The sequence below is a fragment of the Pseudomonas sp. OV226 genome, from assembly GCF_003148705.1.
Classification (GTDB): domain Bacteria; phylum Pseudomonadota; class Gammaproteobacteria; order Pseudomonadales; family Pseudomonadaceae; genus Aquipseudomonas.
Genome location: NZ_QGGS01000005.1, coordinates 156,019 through 178,080, shown reverse-complemented (window position 1 = coordinate 178,080; position 22,062 = coordinate 156,019). Strand labels below are relative to the sequence as shown.

Genomic DNA, 22,062 nt, shown 5'->3' with positions numbered 1-22,062 from the left:
GCCCACGAAAAAGGGGACTTGCGTCCCCTTGTCGAGCTTGCCTGTGTCCAACTACCAAGCCATCAGTAAATATCTTTAGACAGCAGGGTGAAGGGCGTCTTCACCAGGATCTTCAGGTCCAGCCACAACGACCAATTGTTGATGTACTTGAGGTCGATCTCGACGCGTTTCTGCATCTTGTCGAGGGTGTCGGTCTCGCCGCGGCAACCGTTGATTTGAGCCAGCCCGGTAATCCCCGGTTTGATTCGGTGGCGCGCCATGTAGGCGAGAATTTTCCCTGAGTAGTAATCATTGTGTGCAACGGCGTGCGGACGTGGCCCGACAAGCGCCATTTGGCCTTGCAATACATTGAACAGTTGCGGCAGTTCATCGATCGAGGTGCGGCGGATAAAACGTCCCACTGAAGTAATCCGTGAATCGTTACGACTGGCTTGCTTTACTTCATGATCATCGTGCACGCGCATCGAGCGAAACTTCCAGACCTGGATCACCTTGCCGTTCCAGCCGTGACGGTCCTGCTTGAAGAACACCGGGCCAGGCGAGTTGAATTTCACGGCCAAGGCAATGAGCAACAGTAGTGGGCTCAGCAGAACAATGGCCAAGAGCGCAACGCCCTTTTCCAGCAGGCTTTTACTCAATGCAGCGGTGGGCTGGCTGGTCAACGGGCTTTCATTCAAGTAAATCGCCGGCAAGCCGTCCACGATACTCACAGAATGATTAAGCAGTGTCAGGCTATTCAAGTCCGGCACCCATACCACGTCTACGTTAGCTCCCAGCAAATCGATATACATGGCCTCGATTTTTGCCGCTTCACTCAGGGGCAGCGTAATGTACAAGCGTCGGATGTCATGGACTTTGATCAATTCCAGCAGTTGCTCTTGCGGACCCACAATACGCGGTGAACCCATTCCCGGCGGGAGCGAGGTATCCGTGCTGACCAGTCCCACGAGTGGGGAGTGTTCCAGGCTACGAAGGTTCCTGGCCAGTCCCAGCGCCAGCTCGCCAGTACCCACGATCAGGGTCTTATGCTCGCGTTGTAGTGACCTTCGATAGTATTGCGAGAATCCGTGCAGTGGGACGTACAGCAGGGCTTGCCCGATGTAGCCGCATGCGGCCCATATCAGGATAAGTTGACGAGAAAACAATTCGTCAGCCTTACAGATAAACGCCACACAGGCTAACGCGGCCAAGGTCATTGACCACCCCATCAGCAATCGTCCCAAGCCTGTCAGGTAGTTATCCTTTTTTGCATAGACACCACACCACGAATAGGCGGGAACCGAGGCAAGCACAGTAAGAATTGCGCACACTCGATAATAAAACTCTACCGTTCCGGTCTTGTAATAAACCAATGAAAATAACAGGGCAATAACAAAGCCCTGACCCAATGCCCATTGTCCCCAGAAGGTCAATCCTTTGAGGTGGGTATTTCGATTGATACGAAGATTGTTAACCATGCGATATCCCCAAAATACGTCCATTTGCGCGTCGACAGACAACAGCCAAAGTTGATGAAATAGGCGTTATTATTTTTATAAGTTGGCAAAACATTGACGACCGAAACGCCACTGTGCGGCGTACTCGTCAGTGAATAGGTTAAATTATTGGGGGGAGGGCTGTCTGACGACTTCTAACGAGTAGTTAGTTTCTGCGTCCATTAGCCTGGACGGTAAAGTGTTAGAAATAGTCGATAATGTGCGGAGGGCGGCGGAGTATTACTAGAGGAGTTTGTTTTGGCGCCAAGGAGGGACTAGTGTGCTTTTTATTTTTGTAATGCACGATCAGTCTGGTTGTTATGTTTGCTCAGTTGAGGCCTTTTCCTCGAATGATTTTTTGTATAAGGCAGTAGCCGCGGTTCCTGACCGCGCGGAAAAGACGCTCGCCATTGCTGGCATTTTTAAACTTTTCCTGTAATCGGCTAAGGCACATTTCGAGACCTCGATAATATTCGGGCTCTCTGCCAATGCTCCGAATAAGATCATCCTTGCTGACCACGCGATCGTCATGGTGCAACATTCTTTTGACCAGTGTGGCCTCCAGGCCCGTCAAGACAATCTCGATGTCATCTTTGATTAAGGCGCCGTTGCCATTGCTCAGTCGCCAGGCATCTGCATAGGGGGTGTGCGGTTTGGCCGTTTTGGAGAGGGTGTCTCTGGTTTCAACTGCAAGTGAATGGATGTTGTCAAACCGAGAATCGGAATGAGCCACTAGCCATTCGGATTCAAACATCGAAAGTATGCGTTGCGTATCGTGTTTAATAACAGGTGGGACAATGTTGTCCAAGTGAGGGGGAATGAATTCCATGAGTTTAGGGGCGGAAGAGGGCATGACAACACCTTCGACAAACATTTTTGCCTGTGACGTGCCAAATGAGTTGTATCGCTCGCTTGACAGTAATTCCTCAAGCTCAAGTTGTAATGCCGGGCTATGAGTAACTACGACAAAATATTTTCTGGGGAGGGGTGTGCGGCTTTCCATGTCTTCTCTCCTGAAGTGCACTCTCGGTTTTAATTTAAAAGTATGTCGGCGGGGGAGTAGTGGCTCCCTTGGAAGTAATCAAAGGGCAGTGCACGGGCCAATATGTGGCTGGCGGCATGCTCGACTCTGTCAGCTATAAAGACGACTTTTGTAGTGTGAGTCAGCATGGTCATACGTTCATGCAGTCGATTGAATAACTCGGGGTTGCCAGTCAGTTTAAGGCCAGAGTCTAGGGTTGAAAGGGAGATTTTTATATAGTCGAATAGATTCAGGGTTGTAAAGATTTCGATACTTTCGTCGTGGATGTTATAGCCATCGAAAGCGATTTCTATGCCGTGATCTTTCAACAGATATACGTTGTTGAGGATTTTCTTTTTGTCGGTGAAGCTGATCGCCGAAAGAGGCAGCTCATTGAGAGCGATAGCCAATGTCTGACCGAAATTGCGCAGCGCATCGTTGCACTGTATCAACTCTTCGGTGAGGGCCGCACTGGTGAGATCTGATTGTGCTACGCATACAAAACGTCGGCTTAAGTACTTGTTTTCGCTAGTGGCATTTTGATCTTTTAGCGAGAAGGCAATCAGTCGAGTATGCATGAGTACTTCACTGTAGATGCCACTCATCTGATGCAGCGGTGGCGTACAGGATGCACGAGTAGGCGAAACCTGACTGTCGTCAAGTTGTATTCTGATCTCACTGCCAAATGGGCAGTCATCGCGAGCGAGGATCAGTTGTCGAGACAAGTAATGACTTGCACGATTGACGTGAGACACGCTTCCCGTTGCGTTCATACAGCAGTAACTCCCTTGCACATTAATCATCAGGCGGTCGAGATCAGACCCCTGATTAAACGATATCCATGACCACGAATACTTTGAATAGCGTTCGTGCCATACAGGCCTTTTATTTTTCCGCGAAGGCGGCTAATGGACTTTTCCAAGGCCCTTGGATCATAAAAAGTTATATTGAGGCCCATGATTATGGCGATTTCATCATGGCTCAATATTTGGTTTTTAGTTTCGGAGAATGCTTCAAGAATTTTCATTTCAGAAAACGAAACATCTAGTTTTTTACAGTCTCCGATCAGACACATGCGAGTCGGATCCAGGAGTAGATTATGCTGCTTTTTCCATTCGGCGCTATTAAAAAACTCGGAAATCACGTCCGGGTTTTCCTCAGTTACAGTGTCAAATTTAATGCAGTGATCGGCGCCGGCAAGATAGTATTTCATCTTGTTGAAGGTGCCTTTTCCGGTGATGGCAACTACAATAATAAGTGCATGGTTACCGGCGCGAATGTTTTCAACCAGGGTGAGGCTTTCAGCAAACGCCTGAGGGCTGTCAATGACAATAAAAACTGCGCGATACGAGTGGAGGTCCTTGTTTTGTTTGAAGGGGTTGCTGTAGCACATCGTATCAACGGATATATCATCGGTGACGTGGTGTACTACTAAAGTCTTAAAGCTCTCCACTAACGTATGGGTCCGTCCGATGGTGAGAATACCGGTCATTTCCTTTGTATGGTTGTGACTGGTAGTCGTTATTTTCCTTGTAAGCATCATGCTTTGACTCGGCTGGGTGCTGACATTTGAATGTTAAAGCACCAATTCTCATTTGTGACTGACAATTGGTAACATTTCATTGGTTTTCCTAGCGGACGGCATAGTTTTTTTTAACATTGCTGGTGAGGAGGACGTGAATCTTTGCGCTCGTGTGTGGGAGGTGACGATTGAGGAGAGAGTGTCATTGTGCCATCTTTTGCTGTGATGTCCTGCATTTTCAGATCGATTCGCTATGGGGTCGGTTAATGCTGCTGTTACTTGGATTGTTGTTGGGGTGCTATGAATTACCATTGCGTGATTGCTTAATTGGTTAGTTTGAGTTTTTCTTCAGTCATGATCTATCCACTTTGTGCCGATACATAACATCGAGTATGTTATTTGTGGCGCTGGACAATTATTAACATTGGGTTTTAATTTTGGAGTGGATGCGGTTTACTTTCTCCTTGGCGATACATTAAAAAGCACGTCAGTGTGTGCTTTTGACGATGAGGGGGAGCAATGGATTTTTTGACTACCGTAAAGGTATTGATTTTAGGGGTGGTCGAAGGGCTGACGGAGTTTTTGCCCATATCAAGTACTGGGCACCAAATTATTGTTGCAGACTTGCTCGATTTTGGCGGCGAACGAGCGATGGCTTTCAATATCATTATTCAACTGGGCGCCATACTCGCGGTCGTCTGGGAGTTTCGTCGCAAGATCCTCGAGATCATCACAGGCTTGCCGACTCAACGTAATGCACAACGTTTTACTTTGAACTTATTGATCGGTTTTCTACCGGCCGTTGTCCTGGGCGTGTTGTTCGCCGATAAGATCCATGAATATCTGTTTAATCCAATCACCGTGGCGGTGGCATTGGTAGTGGGCGGCATCATCATGTTGTGGGCTGAGCGACGAGAACATGTGGTGTATGTCGATCACGTTGATGATATGCGCTGGACCGACGCCCTTAAAGTCGGCTTCGCCCAATGCCTGGCGATGATCCCGGGCACCTCACGTTCTGGATCGACCATTATTGGCGGACTGCTGTTTGGGCTGTCACGCAAGGCCGCAACCGAGTTTTCGTTCTTCCTGGCAATGCCAACCATGGTCGGTGCCGCGGTCTACTCAGGCTACAAATATCGGGAACTGTTCCAGGCCGGCGACCTGCCGGTGTTTGCCTTGGGTTTCGTGACCGCGTTCTTTTTCGCCATGATTGCTGTGCGCGGCTTGCTCAAGTTCATCGCCAGCCACAGTTACGCTGTATTTGCCTGGTACCGGATCGCATTCGGTTTGTTGATTCTGGCAACGTGGGTATTCGGTTGGGTTAACTGGACTGAAGCGGCAGCACTCTGATACGTGCACCAGGCTGAAGACATACAGCCTGGTTTTCGTAAATCCAGACGGCTAACCGTTAACGTCCCTCAAGTAACTCCGCTGCTTGATCCAGCAACGCCAAAGGCTCTTTGGCCTTGTGAATATCCACGGACAACAGCTGCCGAAACTTGCGCGCCCCCGGAAACCCGGTGCCCAGCCCCAGCACATGCCGAGTGATGTGGTGCATCGAACCGCCCGCATCAATGTGCGCCGCTATATATGGCCGCAACTGCGCCAGCGCCTCGGCCCGAGTGATCACCGGTGCCGTACTGCCAAACAGTTGCTGATCCACTTCAGCCATCACATAAGGATTGTGATAAGCCTCGCGGCCCAGCATCACGCCGTCGAACGTTTGCAAATGTTCATGGCAGGCTTCCAGCGACTTGATCCCGCCGTTGAGAATAATCTCCAGGTCCGGAAAATCCTTCTTCAACTGCGCTGCCACGTCATAACGCAGGGGCGGAATGTCGCGATTCTCCTTCGGCGACAACCCCTCCAAAATCGCAATTCGCGCATGCACGGTAAAACTCGTGCACCCGGCATCCCGCACTGTGCCGACGAAATCACACAGTTGCTCGTAACTGTCCCGCCCATTGATACCGATGCGGTGCTTCACCGTCACCGGAATCGACACCGCATCACGCATCGCCTTCACACAATCAGCCACTAACTGCGGATGCCCCATGAGCACCGCGCCGATCATATTGTTCTGCACCCGATCACTCGGGCAGCCGACATTCAGATTCACCTCGTCGTAACCGTGCTCCTGTGCCATGCGGGCGCAGGCGGCAAGGTCCAACGGGACACTGCCTCCGAGTTGCAGGGCGAGCGGGTGCTCGGCTTCGTTGTGACGCAGGAAGCGATCGTGATCACCGTTGAGCAGCGCGCCGGTGGTGACCATTTCGGTGTAGAGCAGGGCGTTTTTCGACAATAGGCGTAGGAAAAAACGGCAATGGCGGTCAGTCCAATCCATCATCGGGGCGACGGAGAAGCGGCGGGAAAGTGGGGCGGGTGTGGCGGTGATTGGGGGCATTGGCGGTCTGGAATCGGTGGGGCGAAAGACGGGAGTTTATCAGGAATGGATCTGTTGGGTTGAGGCGAGTCCTGCGGCTATATCTCCGGCTGCCATTGGCAAATCTACTGGAGGTAATGGGCGAGACAGCATTTACGCGGACTGATAGCATATGGCTACTAACTACAAAGCCGTTCGAGGAAGGATCCCATGTTGAAGAAAATTGCGTCATTTGCTTTAGTCACCGCCATCATTTTTCTATTTGCGCAAGGCGCAGCTGCCGAAGACAAGCTCTTCAAGAATTACGTCTATCAATCCCCCCTCGCGAACTACACCGAAGCCACTGGTTACTACGACTGCTCCGAAGATGTCGGCGGGACGGCAAGGTGCATCGACGACGTCGATTTCCTGGAAGAGAAATTCACCGTGGCGTTGGTGTTCTCGGGAGACAAGCTGATCATGGTGTCGTTGATCAGCCCGTTCGATCAGGATTTGTATGGCAAAGCCATCGCAGGGCTTTCCAAGACATTCACGTTGGTTTCCATGACCGATGATAAGTCGATGCTGGACGTGGTCGAAGTTGCGAAAAAAGTGAGTAGCAAAGACGAGTTGACAGCGAAGTTAACTAACTTCGAACAGGTCGCGCTGACCTCCGGGAGTCTGACCTATACGTTTTTGGAAGGTGTGAGTGCCAAAGGACAGTCGAATGCGGTTGGCGCGTTGAACGCATCGCCTGAGAATACGAGATCTGCTGAGTTGGTGCTTGCGGGAGAGGGGGCTGACGCGGGGGTGTTGATTCGGTTTTCGTTTCCGCGGTTAGAGGCGAATAAGATTATTCAGGCGGCTAAGAAGCCGGTTGAGGCTTTTTGATTTTTTCAGCCCTGAAATATTGTTACACCTATTTCAGGGCTGGACACTAGGCATGTACGCAGCTCAAAAAAACCAGCTGCGATCATCCTCAAGTTCCTGGCGACATTGCTTGAGCTGCGAGCTGTAGTTCTGTGATTGTTGTTCTACTTTGCGCGCTACCTGCATTAGCCAGGGCTTGCTGAGATAGGTGCCGTTGCGATATCCCCCGCGTCCTTCGTGGTACGCCAGATACTGGTTATAGGTATCCCATTTGGAGATCCCGAGTTGGCGCTGAGTGCCGGTGGTGTACCAGCCGATGAACATGATTGCGTCATCAAAGTTGTCGCGCGAACCGCCATTGCCGGTGCCGTCTTTGTACTCGCCCCACACGGGGTCTTGCGCTTGCGCATAGCCGTAGGCGGAGCTGACTCGACCCCAAGGGATGACCCACAGCAGGTAGTCGCGAGGGGGGAGCGCATCGGCAACAAAACTGCTTTCCTGCTTCATGATTGCCATCGCCACATGTTGAGGCGTGCCCCACTTTTCCTGCATCTCCAGCGAGTTTTCGTACCAGTCAGGGTATTCACGATAAATATTGCAGAGGTTGTTTTGGTCCTTGGGTGGCGACGTTGTGCAGCCCGTCAAGATCAGCAGCATCAATACAGGTATCCATGTTCGCCATTGCTTCATTCATCGTGTCTCGGAAAAGAGTAAGGGTGACGTCAGCCCAAATAAGTCGCACGTGGCCCGCATGGACCAAAGCACCGACGGCAACGTGTGATGTCATCTGGCTGGACGAGGTCACCCGTTGGCGAGGCTGCTTTGTAACGTTCTGCTACCGTTGAACGACCCTTTTTCACCTCCCGGGCCGCCGAAGCTGAACCAATGCTGTCGGCGCGCAAAGTTTCATGATGCCCGGCGAAATGGCAGTCTAGGATGACCACTTAAGGTCGTATCACCGCGCTTGCATCCCATCCCATAGAGGGAACTGAAAATGATCTCGAAACTGTTCAAAGTCGTGCTGATCGGTGGTGCGTTGCTGTTGAGCGCCTGTTCGGGTGTGAGCACCCAGAGCAATTATTCGGAAGAATCCGTGCCCTCTGCCGGCTTTGGCCCGGGACCCACCAACAATCCCGGTAAGATGAATTTCCATGGCAGTGCGCTCGGCAACAGCTTTGGCGAGTACAGTTCGGGGTTGTTGCACGATGATTGATTAACGGCGGAAGTGTTTCCGCCGTTTTGCGTTTTACTTGAGGGCTGGCGACTGCTGCGCAGTCGGACGCAGGCTTCGCCAGCTGCTACAGGGGGGGCGTGGCAGGTTGCGGGTTATTTAGCTTCGGGCGTTGCTATCCATTGTCCCAGGACTTTCTGGTAGTTGCCCGTCACCTTGGCCAGGTGCAGCCACTGATCGACATACAACTTCCAGGTGATGTCGTCGCGCGGCAGCAGGTAGGCCTTTTCCCCATACTGCATAAACCGGCTCGGGTTAACCGCGCACAAACCGGGTTTGAGTTTCTGCTGGTAAAGCGCTTCCGACGCATCGGTAATCATCACGTCCGCCTTCTTGTCCAGCAGCTCCTGGAAGATGCTCACGTTGTCGTGAAGGCTCAATTGCGCCTTGGGCAGGAGGGCGTGAACAAAGGCTTCGTTAGTGCCACCGGCCGGTTCAACCAGACGAACTGAAGGCTGGTTGATTTGCTCCACGGTCTGGTACAGCGACTGATCTTCGCAGCGCACCAGCGGGATCTTGCCGTCGACATCCAGCGTGCTGCTGAAGAAGGCTTTTTTCTGCCGCTCCAGCGTGACCGAGATCCCGCCCATGCCGATGTCGCATTTGCCCGCCAGCAAGTCGGGCATCAGGGTTTTCCAAGTGGTCTGCACCCATTCAACCTTGACGCCCAGGCTGTCCGCCAGTGAACGAGCCATGGCAATGTCGATGCCTGAGTATTCACCGGTCTCGGCTTTGTAGGTGTAGGGTTTGTAGTCGCCTGTCGTACAAACCCGTAGTTGGCCTTGTTGAATGACGCTGTCCAGGTGCGAAGGTTCTGCCTGAACGCCAAACGATAGAGCGAGTAAGCCCCCGAGCATGATTGTGCTGCTTATGTGTTTCATTGTTGTCCGGCTTCCATGATGGATTTGGGACTCAGAGTAGAACTTGATTTGCTAAAGATTGCTCGTCTCTACTTCAGGGCTCAACGTCCCCAGCCACGCTACCAATCCCAAAATCAACACGGCGGCTGCCAATTCCAGGATCACGCTGCGCCGCAACGCCTTTGCCGCGACTCGATACTGCCCGTCCCGCAACGACTGCTCCAAAAAAGGCCCCAAGTGAAACCGGTTCAAGGCAGCAAGCACCAGCATCCCGGCAAACAGTGCCACTTTGATAAACAGCAAAATCCCGTAAGTACTGAGTAAAACGTCATCCAGTTTGGGGCCGACGATGAACAGGTAATTCACGACTCCCGTCACCGAAATGACGACGACGATCACCGCACCCACCGTTTCAAATCGTGCAACCGCACGAGCCAGCAGCCTGACGGGCTCTTGCGATTGCAGCGCATTAATCTTCGCCATCATCGCAAACACCACGAGCGCGCCAAGCCAGGCACCTGCCGCCAACAAATGAAGGATGTCGCTGGTGAAATGCCAAATGCGCCGGCTGCCTTCGTCCATTGCTCCGTGTCCGCTCCAGGCCAGGGAAGCGAGGGCGATGCCGCCGGCAATAGAGGCAATCAGCAAGCTCAAGTCGGGTGCGCGAGTGTTGAGCGCCATGGCTAGACCGCAGACAGTCAGCGCAACGATTCGCGCCACCCAGGCCAACCCGACGTCCGTCTCCAGCACCATCATCTCGATGTGCGGGCGCAATTCGGTAAAGTCCGTTTCACCGCTCATGGCGCTCGCCATCACCACCATGCTCGCGACAGACAGCAACACACCCAGCATCGCCGCCCCCGCAAGCATCGACCGAAACGGCAATACCACCCCGGACAACCGTTCCCGTCCGTTCAGGCTGTACAACCCGAATGCCGCTATGCCAAACAACAACATCAAGTCCAGATACAACACAAACCGCAGGGCAACGCTGAACGACTCGCTCATCAATCACTTCACTTTGAACGAAACGTTGCCGGTTATCGGATGCGTGTCCGAAGACACCGCGCGCCATTCGACGTTGTAGCTGCCCGTGGGCAGTGGCGAGAGCGGGGTGATGAGCATGGTTTTCGGGTCGCTGCCAGCGGCGACTTTGGCTTTCATCGGCATCGGTGAGTGGGCCATGCCGGGCATTTCGGTCATGACCAGTTTTGCGCCGGAGAATTGGGTCATGAGGTTTTCGGAGAAGTGCAGTTCGATGGTGTTCGGCGACGTACCGTCGGCACCTTCAGCGGGGGTGGAGGAGAGCAGTTTCGGGTGCGCTTGAGCGAGTGTGCTCATCAGCAGTCCGAGGGTGATAGCGGTGATTTTGATGGTGCGCATGCAAGGCCTCTTTAAGCGGTTGTTTTTTTGATTTTGATTTTGATTTGATGCATTCAGAACCACAGTCGAACGCCGAGGACGAGGCGCGTTTCACTGCGATCTTCGCCTTCATCAGCGGCGTAATCGGCGGTTTTGCCGTACGTGCGGTTCCAGGTCACACCGATGTAAGGCGCGAACTCTCGGCGGATTTCGTAACGCAGGCGCAGGCCGGCTTCGGTGTTGGACAGGCCGGAGCCGATGCCGCGTTGTGGGTCGTTTTTGCCATAGGCATTCAGTTCGGCCGTCGGCTGCAAGATGAGCCGGTTGGTCAGCAGAATGTCGTAGTCGCCTTCCAGCCTCGCGCCGGTTTGACCTGCTTCGCCAATGAACGCAGTGGCCTCGGCTTCGAAGTTGTACAGCGCCATGCCTTGTACGCCGAATGCCGCCCAGGTTTGCGGGGCACCGGGTTTGAAGTCCTGGCGAACGCCGCTCACCACGTCCCACCAGGGGGAAATCGCGTGGCCCCACAGGGCCTGGATTTCGGCGTCTTCGGTCTTGCCGTTGCTGCGCTCGCCTTCGGAGCGCAACCACAGGCGATCGATGTCGCCGCCGACCCAGCCGGAGAGATCCCACGCGAGCGTGCTGGCGTCGTCGGCGTCCTGCCATTCGAGTTTGTCGGCAAGGAAGTAATAGTTGAGCGCGCTGTCATGCACATTGTGGCCGCCGGGGCTGACGAACACGGCGGCGCGGTCGGCATCGGTCAGCACCGGGATCGGCGTGCGACTTTCGGTCGGCGCGGCGGGCTGCATCTGGAAGTCGTCCATGCTTTGCATCTGGCTGGGGTCCATGCCGGTCATTTGGCTGTGGTCCATGCCCTGCATGTCGGGGGTGGCGGCCATGGCCGATGAGAGCGGCAGGCCCGCAGTCATGAGCGCGAAAGAAATCGGGATAAGTCTGGTCATGAGCGCCTCATTCTTCCACGCGAACTTCACGGAACATGCCCATTTCCATGTGGTACAGGAGATGGCAGTGATAGGCCCAGCGACCAAGCGCATCGGCGGTCACCCGGTAGCTGCGCCTGGAACCCGGTGGCATGTCGATCGTGTGTTTGCGCACCATGAACTGGCCGTTCTCGTCTTCCAGATCACTCCACATGCCGTGCAGGTGGATGGGGTGGGTCATCATCGTGTCGTTGACCAGCACCACCCGAACCCGCTCGCCGTACTTGAGGCGCAGCGGTTCGGCATCGGAAAATTTCACGCCGTTGAACGACCAGGCGAACTTCTCCATGTGGCCGGTGAGGTGCAGCTCAAGGGTGCGACCGGGCTCGCGGCCGTCCGGGTCTTCGAAAGTGCTGCGCAGGTCGGAATAGGTGAGGACTCGTCGCCCGTTGTTGCGCAGGCCCAATCCCGGGTCGTCGAGTTTTGGCGACGTGGTCATGGCTTGCATGTCCACCAGCGGGTTGTCTTTTTCCGTGTCTGGATGAGATTGCATGCCCGGCATCGCCATGCTGCTGTGATCCATGCCCGCCATATCCCCCATGCTGCCGTGGTCCATCCCGCCCATGCCCATGTCATCCATGGTCACCAGCGGGCGAGGGTCCAGCGCAGGGATTGGCGCGGATAACCCGGCCTTCGCGGTCAGCGTGCCGCGCGCATAACCGGTGCGATCCATTGACTGGGCGAAGAGGGTGTAGGCCTCTTGTGTCGGCTCGATGATCACATCGAACGTCTCCGCCACCGCGATACGAAACTCGTCGACGCTCACCGGTTTGACGTGCAATCCATCCGCTGCCACCACGGTCATTTTCAGGCCGGGAATGCGCACGTCGAAGTAGGTCATGGCGGAACCGTTGATGAAGCGCAGGCGCAGTTTTTCACCAGGCCGGAACACACCGGTCCAGTTCATGTCCGGCGCCTGGCCGTTCATCAAATAGGTATAAGTGGCGCCGCTGACGTCGGCCAGGTCGGTGGGGTTCATCTTCATCTCGGCCCACATCTTTCGATCCGCGACCGTCGCGCCCCAACCTTTCTCGCCGACGTCGTGGATGAAATCCCCCACGGTGGGTTTGTTGTAGTTGTAGTAGTCGGACTGTTTTTTCAGCTTCTTCATCAGACCGGCCGCGTCTTCGTCGGTCCAGTCGGTCAGCATCACCACGTAATCGCGGTCGTACTGGAAGGGTTCCGGCTCTTTGGCGTCGATCACCAACGGGCCGTAGACGCCGGACTGTTCCTGAAGGCCAGAATGGCTGTGGTACCAGTAAGTACCGTTTTGCCGAACTTTGAATTGGTAGACGTACATTCCGCCGGGTTCGATGCCGTGGAAGCTCAACCCCGGCACGCCGTCCATGTTGGCCGGCAGCAAAATGCCGTGCCAGTGAATGGAGGTGTCGTCCTTGAGTGCGTTGCGCACCCGCAAGGTGACGGTGTCGCCTTCACGCCAGCGCAGCAACGGGCCGGGAATGCCGCCGTTGATGGTCATGGCGGTGCGCGGGTTGCCGGTGATGTTGACTGGAGTTTCGCCGATCAACAGGTCGAAATCGGTACCCGCCAGGACCTGAGTTTCGCCGGGGCTGGTGACCGCCCAGACAGGCGTGTGCCATAAACCGAGGCCGCCGAGCAACCCGCCGGCGGCCAGTCCCTTCACGAAGGTGCGTCTTGAAGTAGTGGAATGCATGCCGTTGTTCCCGGTCCGTCAACGTGTAGTTGACGCCGAGACTAACGAGCGCAGCCTTTCAGAAAACTGAGGCGGGGATTACAGATTTGACAGGTTCGCGGGATATTGCTGGCGATGCCTATCGATTATCGAGTGGGGCAATGAGGCGTATGCCCGTGGTTCTGGAGTCAAGTCTCACGACTGCTGAGCGTTTTTGAGATGAACCACGCATCTCCCCCACCGGCTTTAAGTGACACGGAGTAGTTCACGGCGTTCTAGGGCGATACATCATGATGTCAGCTCACTCCGGTCGAGGTGATGCATAGGTGTTAATTCGACATCTGCGCGATCAATTCATTTGCCGCTATCACGGCGACGCTCAACTGGCCTGTAGACATTGCTAGATAAAATGCTCCGCCTAAAGCGATAGCTTTACTCGCGATAGTAATGGCGTCTTTAATGTCTTCTATGGTCTGGGCGGCTTTTTTCATGCCTTTGGTGCATTTTTGTAGAGTTTCTATATCTTCGTGTGTAGCGCTCAACGCTAATAACGCGGATTGGGCGTTCAGGTCGCTGGAGAGGTTAAATAAAGTCCACTGTTTGTCCTCCAGATCTTTACGCTCATCGTCGGACAGAGTCTTCCAGTGGTCAAATCTGTAGTTTCCCAAGCCCGTAGATAAATCATGATATGCCCGGCTCAAAGCGAGAATATTTTCTGAAGATATAGTAATGCTCATTGTGAAGACCTCTATTTTTCAGTATAGGCTGCCTTAACCTGGTTAATGGCTGGTTTGACATCGCTAATAAAGGATCTGACCGATGCATAAACCTCATCGCCGGTAATATGTTCTGCATCTTTTTTTAATTTTGCATGTGTTGAGCCGATTTTTCTGATGCTGTCTGCCAAAGCAGTGGCGGCAGATTGTTTTTTCTCCAGATTCTCTCTCTCCTGCCATTTGCTTGTCGCAAAGGCGTCCCACGCTAAGGGGTGAGCATCACGCTCAACTATTTCTACTTTACGATAGCTGTCACTCCAAGCATCAATTTCTAGAGAAATTGCAAAGGAGTAATTTTGCTCAATGACTGATGCCAATGTGTCGGAAACCGAAACTACTGCATCGTTACTTTCTGATATGTATTTTACAATTTGCTTCTGTCGATAGGCGTTAGTCGTCGCTGATGCAATTTTTGCTGAAAGAGTTTTGATTGCGTCAACTTTTTCCGGAGAGGCGCCCTTGATTTTTTTTAGTTCGGATGCGACTTCGTTAAGATTGTCGTCATAGCTAACGAGCTCGTCAGAGGCAAGAGCGCCGAGCGAGTCGCTATAAGCGGCCAGTACTTCTGCGATCTCGGAAATCGCATTTGAAGTGGCTCTTTCGCTTTGGCAATTGCTGGCATGGCTATAGGGTTTGTAATTGTTGGCCCTCATGCAGGAATCAAAGTAGTCTTGTGCAATTGGCCTGGTGCTTTCTACAGTTAATTTTGAATAGGAGGCGTAGTTTTTGACCGAGTCCAATGATACGCAGCCAGAAGTTAGCGATATGAGGACAGGTAGTATTAACAAGCCTGTTTTCATAAGCGTACCTCCAAGTTGTATGCGCGCATAACAGCCCGTGACTTTAGGTTAAGTAAAGACCGGGTTGTTGACTGTGATCACCTTCTGTGACTTCTGGTTCGTGATGGAAGCGTAGAACAAAAACGGCTTAAATGTGCTATCCGTCCTCATACGCTAGTACCGTTCGGTGTTTTCTTCCACGGAGTAGCCACAAATGTTTGTTTCTGCGTGAAGCACAGAATTAATTCTTGTGGGACCGATATCACTTTGTGTGATATCGGGGGGAGGGCGGTGATGAAAGGCTGCCCTTTGTTGTCAGCCTTTATTTGGCTTGAATGCCGAAGCAACCGTGCCGCTACCGCAATTGATATAAGAAGACGACTTCAACCAGCGCTGATCCGGATAGTAGGAGAACAACAGTTGCCCATCCTTCATCGAATCAATCAGCCGATGCGCAATCGCCGGCCGAACGGCCGGGCAACCGAGGCTTCTGCCAATCCGGCCATTCACACGGGCCAGCATCGGGCTGACATAGGGGGCGCCATGAATCACGATCGCCCGGTCGTACGCGTTGTCGTTGAAACCCGGCTCCAGGCCTTCCATGCGCAGCGAGTAGCCATTTTGGCCGACATAACTTGACTGTGTACGGTACAAGCCGAGACTGGTGGCGAAGCTTTCGTTTTGATTGGAGAAGTTAACGGCCATGTTCTCGCCGCTGTTTCGACCGTGTGCTACCAGTTCATGGAACAGCAGTTTGCGTTTTTTCAGGTCAAAGACCCACAAACGTTGTTCAGTCGAAGGCAAGGAATAGTCGATAATGGCGAGCCTTTGGACGGGGGCTCTGCCTTGCGCGATGCTGCATTTTGAAGCGCGGACGGCCAGGTCAATGACCTTGGCGTCGGCGCTCGGCGCTGCTTTGACGAGGGCGGCGGCAAGCGAATCGGCGTAGGCTGACGGTACGGACATTGCAGTCAGTAACAGGGCCGCGAATGGAAGGCCAAAACGTAGTAGCGCCATATAGATGTCTCATCATGTTAAGTTCGAGTCTAGCAGTGCATGGGAAGCTAGCGATTGAATGCGGGAGATTAAGGATTATCTATGGTGCAATTAACAAGGTTATTCGTCATAAGCCGCATACTTTTTATGGGCTTTCTGATAAGTGGTGCAGCGATTGCTGAAACTTCGCCGATTGAGTCGGCAATTGCGCCGAGCACCGTTATGGACGCCGCAGCGGACGACATCGTCGCTCAAACGATTCAGGCCTCGCTCGCCCCTCTGAAAACCGCCTTCCCGCCCTTGCTCACCTCCAAGCGCCATCGGCGGGTGGATGTCAGTCGTCTGGTGATGGATTTTTACACCCATCGCGCCTATCGCGCGGCGTGGACGAATGACAGCGATGTCGCGCAGTTGATCAAAAGCCTGAACGACACGCAGGCCGACGGCTTGAACCCGGCGGATTTCCATATCGATGAAATTGTCCGTACGCAGCCCTCAGTACAAACCTTGACGGTCACACCTGAGCAGCGGGCAGCGTTTGATATCGCCACCACCCACACCTTTATTGCTGCGCTGCTGCAATTGCGGCGCGGCAAAGTCGATCCGTCGCGGCTCGATAATCACTGGAATTTTGACGGCAATGGCGTCGATCCCCGTGAGGACGTCAATGCCTTCTTCATCGCACTCGACCATCACGACGTGGCGAGCGCTTTTGCCCAGGCGCCACCGCAAGCAGCGGTATACGTTGGTTTGCGCCAGGCGCTTGCGCAATTGCGCGGGATTCGGGACCGGGGCGGCTGGCCGAAAGTAGCTGTAGACCATTCGCTCAAACCCGGCATGGACGAACCTGCTGTCGCCCAACTGCGCGCGAGAATGGTCGCGGCAGGCTTTCTCGATCCGCGATTGATCCGCGGCACGAAGTACGACGGCGCCGTCACCGCAGCGGTGAAGAAGTATCAGACCGAGCAATACCTGGGTGCAGATGGCGTGGCGGGGGCGACGACGCTGGCGGCGCTGAATGTGCCCGTTGATGCGCGCATCGACCAGGTGCGGGTGAACCTGGAACGGGCGCGCTGGCTGCTTTATAAACTTCAGGGCACGTTCGTTATTGTCGATATCGCCGGCTACAAGGTGGCGATGTACCGCGATGGCAAGCCGATCTGGCGTTCCCGGGTACAGGTCGGTAAAGCGGCGCGCAATACACCGATTTTCCAGGCGCAGATCACCTACATCACGTTTAACCCGACCTGGACCGTGCCGCCTACGATCCTCAAGGAAGACGTGCTGCCAAAAATTCAGGCCAATCCCGGTTACCTGGCCGCCAACCGGATGCGAGTACTGGATCGCGAGGGCAATGTGCTCGACCCGTCTTCCGTCGACTGGAGCAACGCACGCGGGCTCACCCTGCGTCAGGACTCCGGGCCCGACAGCTCGTTGGGGCAGGTGGTAATCCGCTTCCCCAACGACTATGCGATTTACCTGCACGACACACCGCATCGCGAACTGTTTGCCAAAACGGTCCGGGCAACCAGTTCGGGCTGCATCCGCGTAGAGAACCCGCTGCAATTGGTGGAGCTGTTGTTCAACGATCCGGTTAAATGGAACAGCGCCGGCATTCAAAAACAATTGGCCAATGGCAAGACCGAGAACATCATGCTTCCTGTGAAAGTGCCGGTGTTGTTGGCGTACTGGACGGTGGATCTGGAGAGTGACGGGCGGGTGGCGTTCAAGCCGGATGTGTATGGCTACGATGCGCCGGTGTTGCAGGCGCTGAACCGGCCTTCGCCAGTACCGGCGCTGGATTTGCGCGCGGCGACGGGGTCTGTGGTGGCGGTGAGGCCGGATTTGTAACCGCAAAGGGCAGGCTCAATGAACCGAGCCTGCCCGCTATAAATCCCTCGGGTTCAGAGCTCCAGCCCTTCCTGCACCACCGAGAGCAAGGTGTGCTCTGTCAGCGCTACCGCATCCTCCTGTTGACCTGATTGCTCAATCGTTTGTAGCCACCAATGCGTCTCGCCGTGCTCATCCACAGTGCGCAATAGTGCGAGCTCCTTGCCTTTGGAATGGATCTCTACCCGACCCGCGCCATCCGCGGTGAATCGTGCGACCGGGTCGAAAGTCAGCGAGTAGCGGTTGCCCTCGATCACCAGTTGGTCGATGGAATAGTCGAACGTTTCCCCAGTCGGATCGCTCTCGAATATGTGAACAGGATTGCGCCGCAAAACCAGGCCAACCTCCGTCAGCGGCAGCAGCCAATGCTCGATCTGGCGATAAAGGTCGTAAACCTGGCCCGGCCAACTATCGATGATCTGATCTGCTTTGGTAGACCCTGTGTGTTTCAACTTCGCGGCGAGTTCGTCTGCCTTGCTCATTTCGATTCCCTGTCGTGATGTAAGGGTAATCGTAGCTCCTGCAACGTCATCCAGGTCTTGCCTTGGGTCATGCCCGCGATTCAAACGTGACAATTCGTTTCCTGGTGAGCGCTCCGGTTTGCGCGACTGCCGACGCTCCACAGGACAATTGTTCCTCACTAAGGCGTAGACTAAGCTCACAAAAAATAAGGGTTTTTGGGTCTTCGCCCGCGCATGCCCTTACAGGACGAGTTTTTGCCTATCCCCATTCACGACCCGCATCACGCCCCCGGTGGCACGTTGAAACGGTTACCGCTGCTTAAAGCCGCGGTGCTGTTTATCGCGGCAGTGTGCCTGTGTCTTTGTGGTTTGCTGTACCTGCAACTACAGCAGTCGCAGCGCCACGACCTGGAAGTGGCGCAAGTGGCGTCGTCGAACCTGACCCGAGCCATGGCGCAGCAAGCTGAAGACACCTTCATGAAGGCCGATCTGGTGCTGACCAGTCTGGTGGACTGGATTCAGGTTGACGGCTATGGCCCTGCGCAACACTCGCGCTTGCAGAAAACCTTTGCCCGCAGGGTGCTGGCGCTGGACCAGTTGCACGGGATTTTCCTGTTCGACAAGCAGGGGCAGTGGGTGGTGACTTCGTTCGAGGACCTGCCTCGGGGCGCTGGAGTGGCCGATCGGGACTACTTCAAGTTTCACCAGCAGAATGTGTCCTCGGTTGCGCACATCGGGCCGGCCATCCGCAGTCGGGAGAATGGCGAGTGGATCCTTCCGGTTTCCAGGCGCATCAATGACAAAAACGGCAACTTCCAAGGGGTATTGCTGGCCGGGATCAAGATGGCGTACTTCGATCAGTTCTTCAAAAGCTTCAGCCTCGATGACCAGGGGTCGATGTTTTTGGCGCTGACCGATGGAACGCTGCTGGCGCGACGGCCATTTGTGGAGTCGCAGATCAATACGTCATTGGCCCAGGGGGACATTTTCCGGAACCTGCTGCCCAACGCGCCCGCCGGCAACGCGATGATCAGTTCGATGGTGGATGGCATCGTTCGATTGCATGGCTATCGTCAGCTGGAGGGTTATCCACTGGTGGTTTCTGCGGCTTCTTCGCGGGACGCGGTTTTGCAGGGCTGGTACGACACGGCGTTTCAATCCAGCGTCATCGTGGCGTTGGTGATCCTTGGGGTGGGGCTGTTCGGCTGGGTGTTCATCCATCAAGTGCGCGATAGCGAGCGGATCGAGGCCGATTTGCGCAAAGCGCAAGAAGCCCTGGAACTGATCGCCACCCATGACAGCCTGACCGGGCTGGCCAATCGTCGATTGTTCGAGCGAGCGCTGGACATCGAGTTCGCGCGCGGTGCCAGGCAGTTGAGTTCATTGAGCCTGGTCATGCTCGACATCGATTTCTTCAAACGTTACAACGACGCTTACGGCCATGTCGCCGGCGATCATTGCCTGGCCGAAGTGGCGCGAGCGCTGAAGAGTTGCTGTCATCGCAAAGCTGATCTGGCGGTGCGCTATGGCGGTGAAGAGTTCGCGGTGTTGTTACCCAATACCGATATCCACGGCGCGCTCGCGATTGCCGAACAAATCCGCCGCAGCGTCATGGACAAAAACATCACTCACAGCGGCTCACCCACCGGCTATGTGACGGTCAGTCTTGGCTGTTACGCGTTCATACCGTCAGGGCGCGACAGCATCGAAGTGTTCATCGAGCGTGCCGATGCAGCGCTGTATCAAGCCAAGCATTCGGGGCGCAATCGTTCTGCGGTGTTGTCCATGGAAGGGGGCGTGGAGGCGCTGATGCGCTCGGATCGTTGAGCCGTTCAGTGCTGTTGTATGAGCCTTGCAACACCCGACAACCGGTCGTCCGCCTGTCAGTTCTTCCTGAATCGATCGTCTAGAGTTCCGTTAGCCCTGCCGAACCCGGCAGCGTTCCCCATAGCACGGACGATCGCCTAAATGTTGATTACTCAAGCATTGACAGCCGTTGCTCTAACCCTTGCGGCCGCCGCCGTTTTTCCACTGGCCAGCCAGGCTCAAACCAAAGTCACCCCTGAAGAAGCACATGCCATCGGCGTTGAGGCCTACCTGTATTTTTATCCGCTATTGACCATGGACATCACCCGCAAGCAGTTCACCAATATCGAACCCGGCAAGGAGTTTGGTAAAGGCCCGATGAACATGTTTGTGAGTGTGCCGCAGTATCCTCCCGCAAGTTTCAAAGGGGTGGTGCGGGCGAACTTCGATACGTTGTATTCCATCGCCTGGCTCGATTTGACCAAGGAGCCGCTGGTGATTTCCGCGCCGGACACCGCGGGGCGTTTTTATCTGTTGCCGATGCTCGACATGTGGAGCGACGTCTTCGCTTCGCCCGGCTGGCGCACTACCGGCACACAGGCCAGTCAGTTTCTGGTGACACCACCGGGCTGGACGGGAACGGTACCTGCCGGATTGAGTCATTTGCCAGCGCCGACGCCTTTCGTCTGGATCATCGGCCGGACCAAGACCGACGGGGAAGCCGACTACGCGGCAGTGCACAGTATTCAGGCGGGCTATACCGTGACGCCGTTGTCGCAGCTGGGTAAAAAAGCTGAACCGGTCACCGTGAAAGTCGACCCGGCGGTGGACATGAAAACGCCGCCGAAGATTCAGGTCGATACGCTGTCGGCGGCAAAATACTTTGCCTACGCCGCCGAATTGCTCAAAGTGCATCCGCCTCACCTCACCGATCAGCCGATCCTGGCGCAGATGCAACGCATCGGTATCGAGGTGGGTAAATCGTTCAACATCGAGACACTGGACCCAGCCGTGAAAGCCGCATTGCAGACCGTGCCTGAAGAAGCGCAAACACTGATGAAGTGGAAGGTTGAAACGCTTGCTCGGGTGGTCAACGGCTGGTCGATGAACACCGACACCATGGGGGTCTACGGCAATTACTACCTTAAACGCGCGATCGTGGCGCAGGTCGGGTTGGGGGCGAACTTGCCCGAGGATGCGATTTATCCGCTGAACATGGGGGACGACAAGGGCAAACCGCTCGATGGGGCCAACAAGTACGTCCTGCATTTTGATAAAGCTGAAGTACCGCCGGTGAACGCTTTCTGGTCGATCACGTTGTACGATCCGGAAGGATTCCAGGTGGGTAATACGCTAAACCGTTTTGCAGTCAGCAGCTGGATGCCGTTCAAGACTAACGCCGATGGTTCCCTGGAGATCTATTTCCAGAACGAAAGCCCCGGCAAAGACCTTGAGGCCAACTGGCTTCCCGCCCCCAAAGGCCCGTTTAACCTGACCATGCGCCTGTACGGCCCAAAACCCGAGGCATTGAACGGCAAATGGAACCCGCCAGCCGTCAAACGACTGTGATGGACTTATAGCGAAAGCAGACCATGAAGTGCTTCATGGCTTGCTTTTATTCGTCCAGCTGCCTGTTCCGCCTCCCGCACCACCGGTTCCGCCGCCAGCCGCCCCGGTGCCGCCGCCTGCGCCAGAGCCCGAGCCGCTGGCCCCGCCATTAGTACCGGTGCCGCTAACCGAGCCTGAGTTGTTGCCGGCCGAAGGCGCGCTGCGGGTGTAGTCGGGGGGCAGGGTTGATCCGCGGGTGGCGCCGGGCCGTGTGTCCGCCGGATGGGGGCTGTCGTAGGGCGCTGCAAACGAGGCCGTCGCTGCGACGCATAACAACCCGGTCAGTAAGAGTGAAGTGAGTTTTGTGGTCATCATGGTCCGTCTCCCCAAGGTGAGTCGTTACCTGATGTTGGTCCGAAGGCGGGTCGATGGGTACCGGTTGGAT

At 54.8% G+C, this 22,062-nt stretch carries 22 protein-coding genes; 6 read left to right on the top strand and 16 right to left on the bottom strand.

Annotation, left to right across the window (positions count from 1 at the left end):
• Nucleotides 1–62: 62 nt before the first annotated feature.
• The 4 genes from C7534_RS12105 to C7534_RS12090 form a co-directional block, all read right to left on the bottom strand.
• On the bottom strand, nt 63–1,457 hold the full coding sequence (locus C7534_RS12105) for an undecaprenyl-phosphate glucose phosphotransferase (protein WP_046026952.1): 1,395 nt from the start codon (nt 1,455–1,457) through the stop codon (nt 63–65).
• A gap of 346 nt (nt 1,458–1,803) precedes the next feature.
• On the bottom strand, nt 1,804–2,478 hold the full coding sequence (locus C7534_RS12100) for a helix-turn-helix domain-containing protein (RefSeq protein WP_046026951.1): 675 nt from the start codon (nt 2,476–2,478) through the stop codon (nt 1,804–1,806).
• A gap of 29 nt (nt 2,479–2,507) precedes the next feature.
• The gene (locus C7534_RS12095; RefSeq protein WP_109785910.1) at nt 2,508–3,269 is read right to left on the bottom strand and encodes an EAL domain-containing protein; all 762 of its coding nucleotides are present in this window, start codon (nt 3,267–3,269) and stop codon (nt 2,508–2,510) included.
• A gap of 29 nt (nt 3,270–3,298) precedes the next feature.
• Nucleotides 3,299–4,039, bottom strand: coding sequence for a winged helix-turn-helix domain-containing protein (locus tag C7534_RS12090; protein ID WP_109785909.1), 741 nt, complete (start codon nt 4,037–4,039; stop codon nt 3,299–3,301).
• Nucleotides 4,040–4,537: 498 nt separating this feature from the next.
• Here C7534_RS12090 and C7534_RS12085 point away from each other — a divergent pair, with 498 nt between their 5' ends.
• Nucleotides 4,538–5,371, top strand: coding sequence for an undecaprenyl-diphosphate phosphatase (locus tag C7534_RS12085; RefSeq protein WP_046026948.1), 834 nt, complete (start codon nt 4,538–4,540; stop codon nt 5,369–5,371).
• Between the two features lie 58 nt (nt 5,372–5,429).
• Here C7534_RS12085 and dusA read toward each other — a convergent pair whose 3' ends face one another.
• On the bottom strand, nt 5,430–6,425 hold the full coding sequence (gene dusA / locus C7534_RS12080) for a tRNA dihydrouridine(20/20a) synthase DusA (protein ID WP_109785908.1): 996 nt from the start codon (nt 6,423–6,425) through the stop codon (nt 5,430–5,432).
• A 189-nt stretch (nt 6,426–6,614) separates the two neighbouring features.
• Between dusA and C7534_RS12075 the strand changes: the two genes are divergently transcribed.
• Nucleotides 6,615–7,274, top strand: coding sequence for a hypothetical protein (locus C7534_RS12075; protein WP_109785907.1), 660 nt, complete (start codon nt 6,615–6,617; stop codon nt 7,272–7,274).
• Between the two features lie 63 nt (nt 7,275–7,337).
• On the opposite strand, the gene C7534_RS12070 is transcribed toward C7534_RS12075, so the two are convergent.
• Nucleotides 7,338–7,943, bottom strand: a complete 606-nt coding sequence (locus C7534_RS12070; RefSeq protein WP_109785906.1) for a transglycosylase SLT domain-containing protein — start codon at nt 7,941–7,943, stop codon at nt 7,338–7,340.
• Nucleotides 7,944–8,247: 304 nt separating this feature from the next.
• On the opposite strand from C7534_RS12070, the gene C7534_RS12065 reads away from it, so the two are divergent.
• The gene (locus tag C7534_RS12065) at nt 8,248–8,466 is read left to right on the top strand and encodes a hypothetical protein (RefSeq protein ID WP_109785905.1); all 219 of its coding nucleotides are present in this window, start codon (nt 8,248–8,250) and stop codon (nt 8,464–8,466) included.
• 113 nt (nt 8,467–8,579) lie between these two features.
• Here the strand turns inward: C7534_RS12065 and C7534_RS12060 are convergent, their stop codons facing one another.
• The 8 genes from C7534_RS12060 to C7534_RS12025 form a co-directional block, all read right to left on the bottom strand.
• Nucleotides 8,580–9,365 (bottom strand): transporter substrate-binding domain-containing protein, encoded by a 786-nt coding sequence (locus C7534_RS12060; protein WP_109785904.1) that lies wholly within the window; start codon nt 9,363–9,365, stop codon nt 8,580–8,582.
• Between the two features lie 51 nt (nt 9,366–9,416).
• The gene (gene copD, locus C7534_RS12055; RefSeq protein ID WP_109785903.1) at nt 9,417–10,352 is read right to left on the bottom strand and encodes a copper homeostasis membrane protein CopD; all 936 of its coding nucleotides are present in this window, start codon (nt 10,350–10,352) and stop codon (nt 9,417–9,419) included.
• 3 nt (nt 10,353–10,355) lie between these two features.
• Nucleotides 10,356–10,727 carry a copper homeostasis periplasmic binding protein CopC gene (copC, locus tag C7534_RS12050; protein WP_109785902.1) on the bottom strand — a complete coding sequence of 124 codons (372 nt, stop codon included), beginning with the start codon at nt 10,725–10,727 and terminating at the stop codon, nt 10,356–10,358.
• Nucleotides 10,728–10,780: 53 nt separating this feature from the next.
• The gene (locus C7534_RS12045; protein ID WP_109785901.1) at nt 10,781–11,668 is read right to left on the bottom strand and encodes a copper resistance protein B; all 888 of its coding nucleotides are present in this window, start codon (nt 11,666–11,668) and stop codon (nt 10,781–10,783) included.
• Nucleotides 11,669–11,675: 7 nt separating this feature from the next.
• Entirely contained in the window at nt 11,676–13,382 is a 1,707-nt protein-coding gene (locus C7534_RS12040) for a copper resistance system multicopper oxidase (protein ID WP_109785900.1), read from the bottom strand.
• A 308-nt stretch (nt 13,383–13,690) separates the two neighbouring features.
• Nucleotides 13,691–14,098, bottom strand: a complete 408-nt coding sequence (locus tag C7534_RS12035; protein ID WP_109785899.1) for a hypothetical protein — start codon at nt 14,096–14,098, stop codon at nt 13,691–13,693.
• A gap of 11 nt (nt 14,099–14,109) precedes the next feature.
• On the bottom strand, nt 14,110–14,937 hold the full coding sequence (locus C7534_RS12030) for a hypothetical protein (RefSeq protein ID WP_109785898.1): 828 nt from the start codon (nt 14,935–14,937) through the stop codon (nt 14,110–14,112).
• Nucleotides 14,938–15,231: 294 nt separating this feature from the next.
• Nucleotides 15,232–15,933: a murein L,D-transpeptidase catalytic domain family protein gene (locus tag C7534_RS12025; protein WP_109785897.1), complete on the bottom strand. Its 702-nt coding sequence runs from the start codon at nt 15,931–15,933 to the stop codon at nt 15,232–15,234.
• Nucleotides 15,934–16,014: 81 nt separating this feature from the next.
• On the opposite strand from C7534_RS12025, the gene C7534_RS12020 reads away from it, so the two are divergent.
• Nucleotides 16,015–17,763, top strand: coding sequence for a L,D-transpeptidase family protein (locus tag C7534_RS12020; RefSeq protein WP_109785896.1), 1,749 nt, complete (start codon nt 16,015–16,017; stop codon nt 17,761–17,763).
• A gap of 53 nt (nt 17,764–17,816) precedes the next feature.
• Here the strand turns inward: C7534_RS12020 and C7534_RS12015 are convergent, their stop codons facing one another.
• The gene (locus C7534_RS12015) at nt 17,817–18,284 is read right to left on the bottom strand and encodes a hypothetical protein (RefSeq protein ID WP_109785895.1); all 468 of its coding nucleotides are present in this window, start codon (nt 18,282–18,284) and stop codon (nt 17,817–17,819) included.
• Between the two features lie 234 nt (nt 18,285–18,518).
• Between C7534_RS12015 and C7534_RS12010 the strand changes: the two genes are divergently transcribed.
• Both C7534_RS12010 and C7534_RS12005 read left to right on the top strand, forming a co-directional pair.
• The gene (locus C7534_RS12010) at nt 18,519–20,090 is read left to right on the top strand and encodes a sensor domain-containing diguanylate cyclase (protein WP_046026931.1); all 1,572 of its coding nucleotides are present in this window, start codon (nt 18,519–18,521) and stop codon (nt 20,088–20,090) included.
• A gap of 141 nt (nt 20,091–20,231) precedes the next feature.
• A complete protein-coding gene (locus C7534_RS12005) occupies nt 20,232–21,638 on the top strand; it encodes a DUF1254 domain-containing protein (RefSeq protein WP_109785894.1) in 1,407 nt (468 codons plus the stop codon).
• Nucleotides 21,639–21,671: 33 nt separating this feature from the next.
• Here C7534_RS12005 and C7534_RS12000 read toward each other — a convergent pair whose 3' ends face one another.
• The gene (locus C7534_RS12000; RefSeq protein ID WP_109785893.1) at nt 21,672–21,992 is read right to left on the bottom strand and encodes a hypothetical protein; all 321 of its coding nucleotides are present in this window, start codon (nt 21,990–21,992) and stop codon (nt 21,672–21,674) included.
• Nucleotides 21,993–22,062 lie beyond the last annotated feature (70 nt).